The following is a 13,073-nucleotide window of genomic DNA, read 5'->3' as shown; positions in this document are numbered from 1 at the left end:
GGCGCGGCACCGGCACCAAAAACACGGGCCGCTTGCGCGGCCCGTTGGGAAAATTCCCGGGGAAACATTGGCATCAGAAGTCGTAACGCGCCGTCAGGCTGTACTGGCGCGGCGCACCGTAGAAGCCGGTGTAGACGCCCAGCGCGCGGTTGAGGTTGTAACCGGTGGTCAGGTACTCCTCGTCCGCCAGGTTCGAACCCTGCAGCGACAGCGACCACTGGTCGTTGACGTTCCAGATCACGCCGGCGCTGAGCAGGCCGTACCCGTCCTGGGTGATCGGCGGCCGGCCGTTCGGCGGCACTTCGGCGCGCACGATCTCGGTGGTGGCGGTCACTTCCGACTGGTAGCCGTAACCGACGCGGGCCGAAAGGCGGCCGCCATTGGCCAGCGCGGTGCGGTATTCGACGTTGATGGCGCCGGAGAACTCCGGTGCGTTGGTGAACTCCTGCTCGTCGGCGATGTTGACGCCGGCGAACATGAAAGTGTCGTACTCGGCGTCGAGCCAGGCCAGGTTGCCGCTGATCAGCCAGTTCTCGGTCGGCAGGAACTGGTACTCGACTTCGAAACCGTCCACGGTGCCTTCGCCGGCATTGGTGAAGTCGCCGAAGAAGGCGTCCTCGGTGCCGTCGCCGTTGCTGTCGTAGGCGGTGAAGACCGACAGCTGGATGTCCTCGTAGACGTTGTGGAAGGCCGACAGGTTCAGGAACAGGCGCTGGTCGAGGAAGGCCATCTTGGCGCCGGCCTCGTAGCTGTCCACGACCTCGTCGTCGAAGGGCTCGGCCGAACGCGGCACGGCGGTGGCCTGGGCGCGGATGTTGTAACCGCCCGACTTGAAGCCGCGGGTGGCCAGGCCGTAGATCAGGATGTCGTCGGTGGCCTGGTAGCCCAGCGAGATCTTCGGCGAGATGTTCTCGAAGTTGATGGTCTTGTCGAAGTCGGCGGCCACCGAGATCGGCGTGCTGTAGGTGCCGTCGGAATAACCGCGGTTGAGCACGTCGGCGCGCTTGTCCTCGTCGGTCCAGCGCACGCCCACGTCGATGTTGAACTTCTCGGTGACGTCGAAGCTCCAGTCGCCGTAGACCGCGATGCTGTCGGTGTAGACCGTGCCCTGGTGTCGCCGTAGAGCAGGCCGAAGAAGTTGTTCAGCACCTGGCCGCCGGCCTCGCCGTCGAACACGTACAGGCCCATCACGCCGCGGTGGCGACCGCCGGCGTCGTAGTTGAGCTGGATTTCATGGGTGACCTGCTCGTCGCTGTAGAAGGCCTTGACGTCGGCGATGGTGGCCTGGGTGGTGTCGAAGTCGATGTTGGTCTCGGTGTCGGATTCGCGTTTGGCGAACACGTACTTGCCGTTCCAGTTGTCGTTGAGGCGCCAGTTGGCGGTCATCGAGGCGCCGGCCATCGAGGTGTCGTTGATGTTGGGCATGCCGTTGCGCACGTCGTAACGGCTGTCCATCGGCGGTGCGGTCGGCACGAAGCGGTTGCCCTCGAGCATCTGCGCGCCGCGCACGCCGGACTGGTCGTCCATCCAGTCGAAGGCGAACTGCAGGTTGAAATCCTCGGTGACGTAGGCGCCGAGCTGGCCGCGCAGGGCCAGGATTTCCTTGTCGCTGACTTCCTGGTTGGTGACGACGTTCTCGCCGAAACCGTCGCGGTTGAGGCTGGCCACCGAGAGGCGACCACGCAGGGTGCTGGTCTCGTTGAACGAGCCGCCGACGGCCGCCTTGACGTCGAGCTGGCCGTAGTTGCCGACCGTGACCTGGGCCGTGCCCTCGGTTTCCTCGGAAAGGCCGCGCGAGATGTACTTGATGGCGCCGCCGATGGTGTTCTTGCCGTACAGCGTGCCCTGCGGGCCACGCAGCACTTCCACGCGCTCGACGTCGAACACGTCCAGCAGCGCGCCCTGCGGGCGGGCGATATAGACGTCGTCCAGGTAGATGCCCACGCCCGGGTCCACGCCCCACAGCGGGTCGGACTGGCCGACGCCGCGCAGGTAGGCGGTGACCGTGCTGCTGGAACCGCGCGCGGCGTAGATGGTGAGGTTGGGCACCAGCGCATCGAGGTCGCCGATGTCGCGCACGTTGAGCTTGTCCAGCGATTCGGCGGTGAAGGCGGTGACGGCGACCGGCACTTCCTGCAGGGTCTCCTCGCGCTTGCGGGCGGTGACCTGGATGGCGTCTAGCGTGACCGCCTCGCCTTCAACAGCGGGCGTGGCGGCGGTGTCCTGGGCCTGCGTCTGCAGGGCTCCCAGGGACAGGGTCAGGCCGATGGCCAGGCTGAGGTGGTTGCGCTTCATGAATCTCCCCTTGCAAGCGTAAGGACGGCCGGTTGGCCGCTTGCCAGGCAGACTATGACGCGGTGACGGCACCCGGTACCTGTACCTTGGTACAGGTGGCCGGCACGGGCGGGGCTGCGGACACTCCAGCCTTGGCTTTCCCCGGGGAATCGAAGGCATGTCCTTCCTGATCGTGCTGGCGGCGCTGTGTTTCCTGATGCTGGTCGCCTACCGCGGCTACAGCGTGATCCTGTTCGCACCCGTTGCGGCGATGGGCGCGGTGCTGCTGACCGACCCGACCCTGGTCGCGCCTATGTTCACCGGTCTGTTCATGGACAAGATGGTGGGCTTCCTGAAGCTCTACTTCCCGGTGTTCCTGCTGGGCGCGATCTTCGGCAAGCTCATCGAGGTTTCGGGCTTCTCGAAGTCGATCGTGGCGGCCACCATCCGCCTGTTCGGGCCGGAACGGGCCATGCTGTCGATCGTCACCGTGTGCGCGCTGCTGACCTATGGCGGCGTGTCGCTGTTCGTGGTGGTGTTCGCGGTGTACCCGTTCGCGGCCGAACTCTTCCGCCAGGCCGACATCCCCAAGCGCCTGATCCCGGGCACCATCGCCCTGGGCGCCTTCACCTTCACCATGGACGCGCTGCCGGGCACGCCGCAGATCCAGAACATCATCCCGGCGTCCTTCTTCGGCACCGATGCCTGGGCCGCGCCGGTGCTGGGCACCCCTGGGTGGCGTGTTCATCCTGACACTGGGCATGTTCTACCTGGAATGGCGCCGGCGCGTGGCGCACGCCGCGGGCGAAGGTTACGGCACCGAACTGCTGAACGAACCCGCGCCTTTCGCCGGTGACCGCCTGGCCAATCCCTGGATCGCGCTGCTGCCGCTGGTGCTGGTGGGCGTGTCTAACAAGCTGTTCACGATCCTGATCCCGCGCTACTACGGCGCCAGCCACGAATTCGTGCCCTCGGTCATCGGCGACCCGGCGCCGGTGGTGCAGGAGGTGTCGCGCATCGCCGCGGTGTGGGCGGTCGAGGCCGCACTGCTGGTCGGCATCCTGGCCGTGCTGGTGCTGTCGTGGCGCACCGTGGCCACGCATTTCGCCGAAAGCACCAAGCCGGCGATCGGCGGCGCGCTGCTGGCCTCGATGAACACGGCTTCCGAATACGGCTTCGGCGCCGTCATCGCCGCCCTGCCCGGCTTCCTGGTGGTGGCCAATGCCTTGGGCTCGATCCCGAACCCGCTGGTGAACGAGGCCGTCACCGTCACCGCCCTCGCCGGCATCACCGGCTCGGCCAGCGGCGGCATGTCGATTGCACTGGCCGCCATGGCCGAAACCTTCATCGCCAACGCCAACGCCGCCAACATCCCGATGGACGTGCTGCACCGCGTGGCCGCCATGGCCAGCGGCGGCATGGACACCCTGCCCCACAATGGCGCCGTGATCACCCTGCTGGCCGTGACCGGACTGACCCACCGGCAGGCCTACAAGGACATCTTCGCGATCACCATCATCAAGACGATGGCGGTGTTCGTGATCATCGGGGTGTTCTATGCGACCGGGTGGGTCTGAACGAAGGGCTGGGTAGCGGCCATTCGGCCGAACCACGGGCAACCCGGCCAGTACCGCCCTTCCAGGCCGCCGCGTGTGGGGAGCAAACCGCCCTCCTGCGCTTTGAACACTTTGGGATTTCCGACTTGACCCGACGTCCGGCGTCAACAACCATACGGTCCTGCGCCTCACTTTAGATGCGCAACAGACGGTTGGCGCCAAGGGGCGGAATGCGCACGGGTATATTCATATCGTTGCTCATGGCGGGCTGTGCTTCGGTTCCCCCGGAGCCGATTTCCAATCTCGACGTTCTGCACGACAAGACGTTGGTTTACGTCACTGGGTACCTGCAAGCTCCTGAGCTCGCTGGCTACGATCTCTTTTATCTTTGTCCTGACCCGAGCTCAGAGGACCTAAAGGATTGCATCGATCTTGGTGTTCCGGCGGACCGGGCAGCTTCTTACCGAAAGTTCGAAGGATCTCTGGTAGTGGCCCGCGGCAAGTTCTACGCCTACGGACCCAACCTGATCGTTACGGGATACTCGTACAGCGACATTGGCATGATTGATGTGTCATCCATTCAGCGGCGCGAGAGCGCGCGCTAACCATTCATTCAAGCCGACGCCTTCGGCGCGGCTCAACTCGGGCGTTAGGCCATGACGTTCAACATTCTCGGCACACTATTGGCAGCACTTCTCATTGGCTCGGGTCCAGTCCCTGCGGAGGAACTGCCGGGAACGGGCACCATGTCCATCGAGCTGCAAAGGCTTGCTCCGTACCTCGACAATGACGCGCTCGCCCTGCCCGGGCACACTGAACGATCCAACTCTTGCAGTGTTCGCCTGCTGGCTGGCGCCCTCGGTTATAGACGGGATCCCGACAGATTCCGAAACGAATTCTTCGAGAGCCTCGTCATCGATGATTACGCCGATCGGGCCGCGGGAAAGTACAACTACGTCAAGCCGGACGAGGTCCCCTCGATCATGCAGTCAGCCATGACCGTACCCGCCGGGATTTCTGACGACCGCATCAAGGCTATTGCCGGCTTCTGCTCCATCAAGGGAAAGAATCTCTGGGTTGAAACCGAGAAGGCGGGTCGCATCTCTTTGGCCAGGATGATTCGCGGTGTAGTGCTGTCTTCGGTCCTTGAAGGAACTGACGAGGATCCGCTGGCCATTGCAAATGCCATTGATGCCCGAACGTCTGCTGCACATCGCCCCACGGGGAAGTAGTCAAACTAGCCAATCAGAGCCAGAACACGATGGCCCGCATCTCGGATGTTGTGCGACGATCCCAGTACCTGATCGGCCGCTGACGGAGCCCCATGGCACACCCGCTCATCCTTCCCATGGCCGCCCATGTGGCGCTCGCTTCGCTCCTTTACGTACTGCTGACCGTCGCCCGCGCCCCCAAGGTCTGGGGTATCGGCCAGCGCCCGGACGGCTCCAATCCCTGGGCCGCCATCGAACCCCGCATCAGCGCCAACCTCTCCAACCAGTTCGAATGGCCCCTGTTCTTCCATGTGGCCTGCCTGCTGCTCATCCTGCAGGGCCCACCGGAAAACCAGGCCGCGGTCCTGCTGGCCTGGGTGTTCGTGCTCGGGCGCCTGGTGCATAGCGGCGTCCAGATATTCACCACCAATGTCCGGCTGCGCGGGCTGGTGTTCACGATCAACTTCCTCGCTACGATCGGGCTGTGGGTCGTGGTCCTTCACTGACGGAGACCGCCGGGCATGACCATCCACCCACCCCTGCAGAGCTGCATGAAATTCACCACGCGCCTGCTCGCCATCATCGCGGCCGTGGTGCTGATCTTCGGCTCCCTGCTCAGCCTGTTCGATGGCCGCCCCTTCATGGGCATCGAGGCCATGCTCCGTTACGCGGCGATCGCCGTCGGCCTGGGCATCGTGCTGGGGCCGCTGCTGTACCTGGCCTTGCGGGCCTGCGCCTGGTCCATCACACCCACCGGCTTTGAAGGCCGCCGGTACCTGGGGCCGCGCACACACATCGAGTGGGCGGACATCGTGAAGGCCGGACAGTTCTCCCTGCACGGCCTGCCGGCGCTGTTCGTCACATCGGGCAGTTCGGAGCGGGAAATCATCGCCTACACGCTCGGGGTCGACTTCCCGGCGGTCCATGTGCAGCTGGTGCGGCATGCCGGCCCGGACCACGTGCTGACGCGGTGTTTCAGGCCCGACGCGGACTGAGGCTCCGGGCGCAGGTGTTGGCCCAAGGTCCCTGCTGACGCGGTCGCCAATCCCCGGCATCATCCGGACGTGACCCCGTCCGGCGCGACACGCGCCGGCTCCCCTGCCCCGGAGGTTCGCCGATGGCCCGCTGGCTGCGCTGGTTGCCCGGACTGCAGGTCCTGCGCCGTTACGAAGCCGCCTGGCTGTTGCCGGACCTGATGGCCGGCCTGGTGCTGACGACGATGCTGGTGCCGGTCGGCATCGCCTATGCCGTCGCCTCCGGCGTGCCGGGCATCTACGGGCTGTACGCGACCATCGTGCCGCTGCTGGCCTATGCGCTGTTCGGCCCGAGCCGGATCCTGGTGCTGGGACCGGATTCGGCGCTGGCGGCGCTGATCCTGGCCGTGGTGCTGCCGCTGTCGGCCGGCGACCCGGCCCGTGCGGTGATCCTGGCCAGCATGATGGCCGTGGTCTCGGGCGGCGTATTGATCCTGATCGGCGCGCTGAAGCTCGGCTTCGTCACCGAGCTGCTGTCCAAGCCGATCCGCTACGGCTACATGAACGGCATCGCGCTCACCGTGCTGATCAGCCAGTTGCCGAAGCTGTTCGGCTTTTCGATCGAAAGCGACGGTCCGGTGCGCAACCTGGTGGCCATCTTCGGCGCGATCGCCGATGGCCAGGCCAACTGGACCGCGTTCGCGGTCGGTGCCGGCACGCTGGCGATCATCCTGCTGCTCAAACCGTGGAAGAAGATCCCGGGCCTGCTGATCGCGGTGGTCGCGGCGACGGTCGTGGTGGCCGCGTTCGACCTCGACGGCAGTTCCGGCCTGAAGGTGCTCGGTCCGCTGCCGCAGGGCCTGCCCGCCTTCGTGCTGCCCTGGATCAGCGACACCGACCTGGTGCAGGTGGTGATCGGTGGCTGCGCGGTGGCGATGGTGGCGTTCGCCGACACCAGCGTGCTGTCGCGCACTTATGCAGCCAAGACGCGCACGCATGTCGATCCGAACCAGGAAATGATCGGCCTGGGCGCGGCCAATCTCGCGGCGGGCCTGTTCCAGGGATTTCCGATCAGCAGCTCGTCCTCGCGCACGCCGGTGGCCGAGGCCGCAGGATCCCGGACTCAGCTGACCGGCGTGGTCGGCGCCATCGCCGTCGCCCTGCTGCTGGTGCTGGCGCCCAACCTGCTGCAGGACCTGCCCAACAGCGCGCTGGCCGCGGTGGTGATCGCGGCGGCGATCGGCTTGTTCGAGTTCAAGGACCTGCGGCGCATCTTCCGCATCCAGCGCTGGGAGTTCTGGCTGTCGATCGTGTGTTTCGCCGCGGTGGCGGCGTTCGGCGCGATCCCCGGCATCGGCCTGGCGATTGTGCTGGCGGTGCTGGAGTTCCTGTGGGATGGCTGGCGGCCGCACTTCGCGGTGCTGGGCCGGGCCGAGGGCATCCGCGGCTTCCATGACCTGAAGCGTTATCCGGACGCGCGGCGGGTGCCGGGGCTGGTGCTGTTCCGCTGGGATGCGCCGCTGTTCTTCGCCAATGCCGAGCTGTTCCACCAGCGCCTGCTCGAAGCCGTCGCCGGATCGCCCACGCCGGTCAAGCGCGTAATCGTGGCCGCCGAACCGGTCACCAGCATCGACGTGACCTCGGGCGACATGCTGGTCGAGCTGGTGCATGCGCTGCGCGAGCTGGGCGTCGAACTGCGCTTCGCCGAGATGAAGGATCCGGTGAAGGACAAGCTGCGGCAGTTCGAGCTGCTGGAGCGCTTCGGCGAATCAAACTTCCACCCGACCATCGGCGCCGCGGTCGACGCCTACGTCGAAGAGCACGGCGTGGACTGGAAGGACTAGCCTTCCGCGTCCACGACGGCCGCCTGCGCGCGGGCCAGCCGCTGCAGTTCCCAGGCTTCGCCCAGGCGCCACTGCATGGCGGACACCAGCGCGTGCATCAGCAGCAGGTGTTTGCTGCCGGGCGGTGCGGCCTGTTTTTCGGCCAGCGCCTGCTCGAGACCGGCGCGGTGGTAGGTCGCCAGCAGGTCCACGCTGGTTTCCTCGCGGGTGGTTTCGCGGGCGACCGGTTCGTGGCCCAGCCCGCGCACCATGGCTTCGGCCACCGACCAGGTGGACCAGGGGGTTCTGGCCGGTGACCAGACGGCCGTCCACCACGGTGTTGTCGAGGTACATCGGTCCTTCGACGAAACCCGCCGACTGCGCCGCCAGCGCCTCCTGCAGCAGGAAGGGAAAGGCGGTGCGCGCGTCCTCGATCAGGAACAGTTCCTCGGCATTGCTGAAGCCGGTGACGCGGCGCCCCTGCAGCAACAGCGTGCCGTCGGCCAGGGTGATGTCGAGCAAGGCCGCCGGCCCGTGGCAGACCGCGCCGACCACGCCGCGGGGCTGGATGTCGCGCACGATCCGGGCGATGTCTTCATTGCCGGGGAAATCGAACATGGCGCCCTTGCCGCCGACGAAGTACACGGCGTCGTAGCGCGAGGGATCCACTTCTGCCAGGGGAATCGTGGCGGCCAGCTTGGCCTGGGCCGCCGGGTCGTTGAGGAAGGCGTAATCTGCGTCGATCAGGTCCTCGTCCAGCACCTGCGGCGGCGTGCCGCCGCGCGGGCTGGCGAGGTCCACTTCGTAGCCATTGGCTATGAACACCCAGTAGGCCCGAGAGAGCTCGGTCAGTTCGTAGCCGCCCTTGCGCCGCCCTTGGTCGAAACGCGCCGTGCTGCTGAGCACCGCCAGGATGCGGCCGCGCTTCTGCTGCACGCCCTCGCGCACGAAGGCGAGGTCGGCGGCCGTGGCGGCCGGGTTGCCGCGGGGTTCCGTTTCCAGGTCGAGGCTTTCCACGTAGGCCCAGCCGGCCAGCGCCAGCACCAGCACCAGGCCGAGCAGCAGCCCGGCCGTCCAGCGAACGAATTTCCACATGATCCTGCTCCGAAGTCGCGCCGCCACGTTGGGCGCTTGGCGGGCAGGATGGCTTGAGGAAGTGAAGCCAGAATCAACCCGTGCAGGGCGTTTCCTTACGCGAAACGAAGTCGCGATCCGACGTCCAGCGGCCGGATGGCGACCGAAGATGACCGGACCAGCTTCCGACATTGACCCGCCCCAGCACCGGAACCATAATGGTTCCACTTTGGTTGGAGGCCGGCCATGTCCACGACATTGACCCTGAAAAACATCCCCGACGAGGTCTACGAACGCTTGAAGCGGTCCGCCGAAATGAACCGGCGCAGCCTCAACAGCGAGGCGATCGTGTGCCTGGAGACGGTGCTGGTGCCGAGCCGGGTGCCGCCAGGCGAGCGACTGGCACGCGCGCGGAAGCTGCGTGCGGACCTGTCCAAAGAGAAATTCCTCGCGCAGGACATCAACACGCTGAAGCGGCAAGGGCGCAAATGATCGTCGTGGATTCGAACGTCCTGGCCTACCTCTACCTGCCCGGCGAATACACCACCGCGGCCGAGGCCTTGCTGCAGCGCGACCCTGACTGGGCGGCGCCGCTGCTGTGGCGAAGCGAGTTCCGCAACATCCTGGCCGGATACCTGCGACGCGGCAGCCTGACGTTCGGGCAGGCCCACGCCATACAGCACGAAGCCGAGCTACTGCTCGCCGGTGCGGAATACGAAGTGGACTCGCTCAGCGTCTTCGAACTGGTGCGGGACAGCGACTGCTCGGCCTACGACTGCGAGTTCGCCGCCCTGGCGATGAAACTCGGAACCCGGCTGGCGACCATGGACGCCAGACTCCTGCGTGCCTTTCCGAAGCTGGCGGTGGCGCTGCAGTAGTGGTTCCTTCCTTGGTTCAGGGCTTGGGGATGTGCAGCGTCTTGCTGATCATCAGCGATCCCGACAGCGCGAACATCAGCACCAGCGGGTGCAGCTGCCAGCCCAGGTCCACGCTGCCCAGCCACAGCCCGTCGCCGATGCGGCCCTGCCAGGCGGCGATCGCCAGCACCACCACCAGGGCCAGGCTGGTCGGGATCGGCGTTCCTTCGAAGTACTTCACCTTGTCGCCGCCCTCGGACAGCGCCTCGGCGGTGACGTTGTAACGCGCCAGCCGGCTGACGCCGCAGCAGACGAAGTAGGACAGCACCAGCCAGTCCCAGCCGCCCTGCATGCCGCAGGCATAGGCCAGGGCCGCGGGTGCGACGCCGAAGGAGATCACGTCGGACAGCGAATCGAGTTCGCGTCCGAGCGTGGATGAGGTGTGGCGCGAACGCGCGATGCGGCCATCGAGCGCGTCGAAGACGAAGGCCAGCGGGATCAGCGCCATGCCCCACAGCAGGTAAGGCACGTGGCCGTCCTGCAGGAAACGCATGGCCGCGAAGATCGCCCCGGTGCCGCAGAAGGCGTTGCCCAGCGTGAACCAGTCGGCCAGGTGGAATTCACGCAGCATGGAGAAGTGGCGGGACATGGGCCCGATCCTACCCGCCGCCCCCGGCCCTGCCAAATGGGCAAAGAAAAAGCGGGCCGAAGCCCGCTTTTCCGTGTCCTGCGTGGGAAGCGTGGGCTTAGACGCCCTCGCCCTCTTCCACGGCCTTCATGGACAGGCGGATGCGGCCCTGCTTGTCCACTTCCAGCACCTTGACCTTGACGATGTCGCCTTCCTTGAGCTTGTCGGAAACCTTCTCGACGCGCTCGTTGGAGATCTGCGACACGTGCACCAGGCCGTCCTTGCCGGGAGCGATGGTGACGAACGCACCGAAGTCCATCAGCTTGGCGACCTTGCCCTCGTAGATGCGGCCCGGCTCGACGTCGCTGGTGATCGACTCGATGCGCGACTTGGCGGCCTGCGCCGCGGCGGCGTTGACCGAGGCGATGACGATGGTGCCGTCGTCCTGGATGTCGATCTGGGTGCCGGTTTCCTTGGTGATCGCCTGGATCACCGAACCGCCCTTGCCGATCACTTCGCGGATCTTGTCCGGATGGATCTTCATGGTCAGCAGGCGCGGCGCGTACTCGGACATTTCAGTGCGCGCGGTCGAGATGACCTTGGCCATTTCGCCGAGGATGTGCAGGCGGCCCTGCTTGGCCTGGGCCAGCGCGACCTTCATGATCTCTTCGGTGATGCCGTCGATCTTGATGTCCATCTGCAGGGCGGAAATGCCGCCCTCGGTGCCGGCCACCTTGAAGTCCATGTCACCCAGGTGGTCTTCGTCACCCAGGATGTCGGACAGCACGGCGAAGTCCGCGCCTTCCTTGATCAGGCCCATGGCGATACCGGCCACCGGCGCCTTGATCGGCACGCCCGCGTCCATCAGGGCCAGCGAGGAACCGCAGACCGAGGCCATGGACGAGGAACCGTTGGACTCGGTGATCTCCGAGACGACGCGGATGGTGTACGGGAACGACTCCATCGACGGCATCACGGCCTGGACGCCGCGGCGGGCAAGGCGGCCGTGGCCGATCTCGCGACGCTTCGGGCCCATCATGCGGCCGGCTTCACCGACCGAGTACGGCGGGAAGTTGTAGTGGAACAGGAAGTGGTCCTTGGACTCGCCTTCGACGGCGTCGATGATCTGGCCGTCGCGGGCGGTGCCCAGGGTGGTGACCACGATCGCCTGGGTCTCGCCGCGGGTGAACAGCGCCGAGCCGTGGGTGCGCGGCAGCACGCCGGTCTTCACGGTGATCGGACGCACGGTGACCAGGTCGCGGCCGTCGATGCGGGTGCGGGTCTTGAGCACCGAGTCGCGCATGGTGCTGTATTCGAACTCGCCGAATTCCTTGGCCAGGTCGGCGGCGTTCCAGCCGTTGGCTTCGATCTGCGGCGCCAGCGAAGCCAGCACTTCCTTCTTCACCGCCGAGATGGCGTCCTTGCGCTCGAGCTTGTCGCGCACCTGGAAGGCGGCTTCGAGCTTGTTGCCGATGGCGGCCTTGAGCGCGTCGATCGGGGCCTGCGCCTTTTCCGGCGCGGTCCAGGACCAGTGCTTGACGCCGACTTCGGCGACCAGCTCGTTGATGGCGTTGATGACGACCTGCATCTGCTGGTGGCCGAACATCACGGCGCCCAGCATCACGTCTTCGCTCAGCTCGCGGGCTTCGGACTCGACCATCAGCACCGCGTTGGCGGTACCGGCGACGACCAGTTCCAGGTCGGAGGTCTTGAGTTCGGTGACCGTCGGGTTCAGCAGGTACTGGCCGTTGGCGTAACCGACCTTGGCGGCGCCGATCGGGCCCGCGAACGGGATGCCCGACAGGGCCAGCGCGGCGGAGGCGCCGATCAGGGCCGGGATGTCGCCGTGGATTTCCGGGTTCATGGACATCACGGTGGCGATGACCTGGACCTCGTTGCGGAAACCTTCCGGGAACAGCGGGCGGATCGGACGGTCGATCAGGCGGGAGACCAGGGTCTCGCGCTCGGTCTGGCGGCCTTCGCGCTTGAAGAAGCCACCCGGGATGCGGCCGCCGGCGTAGAACTTCTCGAGGTAGTCGACGGTGAGCGGGAAGAAGTCCATGCCTTCGCGCGCATTCTTGTTGCCGACTGCGGTCACCAGCACGACGGTGTCGCCGAACTTGACGACGACTGCGCCACCGGCCTGGCGGGCGATCTCGCCCGTTTCGAGGGTGACCTGGTGCTGGCCGTACTGGAAGGTCTTGGTTACTTTCGCCACGATGATGTTGTCCTCTCTGCGGAATCGGTCCGGCGGGCACCCTGCCCGACGGTGGTGCACCGGGGCCTTCTGGGTCCCCAAATGCAACGCGGCGCATTTCTGCGCCGCGTCTTTGATGCTTGCCTTAGCGGCGCAGGCCCAAGCGCTCGATCAGCGTCTGGTAGCGCGCGGCGTCTTTCTTCTTGAGGTAGCCCAGCAGCGAACGGCGCTGGTTGACCATCTTGAGCAGGCCGCGGCGGGAGTGGTGGTCCTGCTTGTGCGCCTTGAAGTGGTCGGTCAGCTGGTCGATGCGGGCGGAGAGCAGGGCCACCTGGACTTCCGGCGAACCGGTGTCGTTGGGGACGCGCTTGAACTCTTCGATGATCTTTGCGGAATCAATGGACATTGTTTGTTTTTCCTTGTGATGCGCAGCCTGCAGGAACGGAGCCGAAATGGCGCCGCACCGCGTGGCCCGCCGG

At 66.0% G+C, this 13,073-nt stretch carries 12 protein-coding genes and 1 pseudogene; 8 read left to right on the top strand and 5 right to left on the bottom strand.

Going from position 1 to position 13,073, the window contains the following annotated elements; all coding sequences use genetic code 11:
• Nucleotides 1–73: 73 nt before the first annotated feature.
• Nucleotides 74–2,295 (bottom strand): annotated as a pseudogene (locus tag FRZ33_RS09315) (TonB-dependent receptor).
• Between the two features lie 157 nt (nt 2,296–2,452).
• Here FRZ33_RS09315 and FRZ33_RS16255 point away from each other — a divergent pair.
• From FRZ33_RS16255 to FRZ33_RS09290, 6 genes are all read left to right on the top strand, one after another.
• On the top strand, nt 2,453–3,130 hold the full coding sequence (locus FRZ33_RS16255; RefSeq protein WP_227977741.1) for a GntP family permease: 678 nt from the start codon (nt 2,453–2,455) through the stop codon (nt 3,128–3,130).
• Nucleotides 3,036–3,851 carry a GntP family permease gene (locus tag FRZ33_RS16250; RefSeq protein ID WP_227977739.1) on the top strand — a complete coding sequence of 272 codons (816 nt, stop codon included), beginning with the start codon at nt 3,036–3,038 and terminating at the stop codon, nt 3,849–3,851. The genes FRZ33_RS16255 and FRZ33_RS16250 overlap by 95 nt, the downstream gene beginning before the upstream one ends.
• Nucleotides 3,852–4,486: 635 nt before the next feature.
• A complete protein-coding gene (locus tag FRZ33_RS09305) occupies nt 4,487–5,062 on the top strand; it encodes a hypothetical protein (RefSeq protein ID WP_146909247.1) in 576 nt (191 codons plus the stop codon).
• Nucleotides 5,063–5,154: 92 nt separating this feature from the next.
• Nucleotides 5,155–5,547, top strand: coding sequence for an MAPEG family protein (locus FRZ33_RS09300; protein WP_146909245.1), 393 nt, complete (start codon nt 5,155–5,157; stop codon nt 5,545–5,547).
• Nucleotides 5,548–5,592: 45 nt separating this feature from the next.
• Nucleotides 5,593–6,036: a hypothetical protein gene (locus FRZ33_RS09295; RefSeq protein WP_158637177.1), complete on the top strand. Its 444-nt coding sequence runs from the start codon at nt 5,593–5,595 to the stop codon at nt 6,034–6,036.
• Nucleotides 6,037–6,158: 122 nt separating this feature from the next.
• Entirely contained in the window at nt 6,159–7,859 is a 1,701-nt protein-coding gene (locus FRZ33_RS09290; RefSeq protein WP_146909241.1) for a SulP family inorganic anion transporter, read from the top strand.
• Here FRZ33_RS09290 and FRZ33_RS09285 read toward each other — a convergent pair.
• The gene (locus FRZ33_RS09285; protein ID WP_158637176.1) at nt 7,785–8,933 is read right to left on the bottom strand and encodes a type 1 glutamine amidotransferase domain-containing protein; all 1,149 of its coding nucleotides are present in this window, start codon (nt 8,931–8,933) and stop codon (nt 7,785–7,787) included. The genes FRZ33_RS09290 and FRZ33_RS09285 overlap by 75 nt on opposite strands.
• Nucleotides 8,934–9,158: 225 nt before the next feature.
• On the opposite strand from FRZ33_RS09285, the gene FRZ33_RS09280 reads away from it, so the two are divergent.
• Together FRZ33_RS09280 and FRZ33_RS09275 are read left to right on the top strand one after the other, a co-directional pair.
• On the top strand, nt 9,159–9,404 hold the full coding sequence (locus tag FRZ33_RS09280) for a FitA-like ribbon-helix-helix domain-containing protein (RefSeq protein WP_146909237.1): 246 nt from the start codon (nt 9,159–9,161) through the stop codon (nt 9,402–9,404).
• A gap of 5 nt (nt 9,405–9,409) precedes the next feature.
• On the top strand, nt 9,410–9,790 hold the full coding sequence (locus tag FRZ33_RS09275) for a type II toxin-antitoxin system VapC family toxin (protein ID WP_265468568.1): 381 nt from the start codon (nt 9,410–9,412) through the stop codon (nt 9,788–9,790).
• A 16-nt stretch (nt 9,791–9,806) separates the two neighbouring features.
• Here FRZ33_RS09275 and FRZ33_RS09270 read toward each other — a convergent pair whose 3' ends face one another.
• The 3 genes from FRZ33_RS09270 to rpsO form a co-directional block, all read right to left on the bottom strand.
• Entirely contained in the window at nt 9,807–10,418 is a 612-nt protein-coding gene (locus tag FRZ33_RS09270) for a CDP-alcohol phosphatidyltransferase family protein (protein ID WP_146909234.1), read from the bottom strand.
• Between the two features lie 97 nt (nt 10,419–10,515).
• Nucleotides 10,516–12,615, bottom strand: a complete 2,100-nt coding sequence (pnp, locus tag FRZ33_RS09265) for a polyribonucleotide nucleotidyltransferase (protein WP_146909232.1) — start codon at nt 12,613–12,615, stop codon at nt 10,516–10,518.
• Between the two features lie 124 nt (nt 12,616–12,739).
• Nucleotides 12,740–13,000 carry a 30S ribosomal protein S15 gene (rpsO, locus tag FRZ33_RS09260; protein ID WP_139444809.1) on the bottom strand — a complete coding sequence of 87 codons (261 nt, stop codon included), beginning with the start codon at nt 12,998–13,000 and terminating at the stop codon, nt 12,740–12,742.
• Nucleotides 13,001–13,073 lie beyond the last annotated feature (73 nt).

The organism is Arenimonas daejeonensis (assembly GCF_007993735.1).
Classification (GTDB): domain Bacteria; phylum Pseudomonadota; class Gammaproteobacteria; order Xanthomonadales; family Xanthomonadaceae; genus Arenimonas; species Arenimonas daejeonensis.
This window is presented reverse-complemented; position numbering and strand designations above follow the sequence as displayed.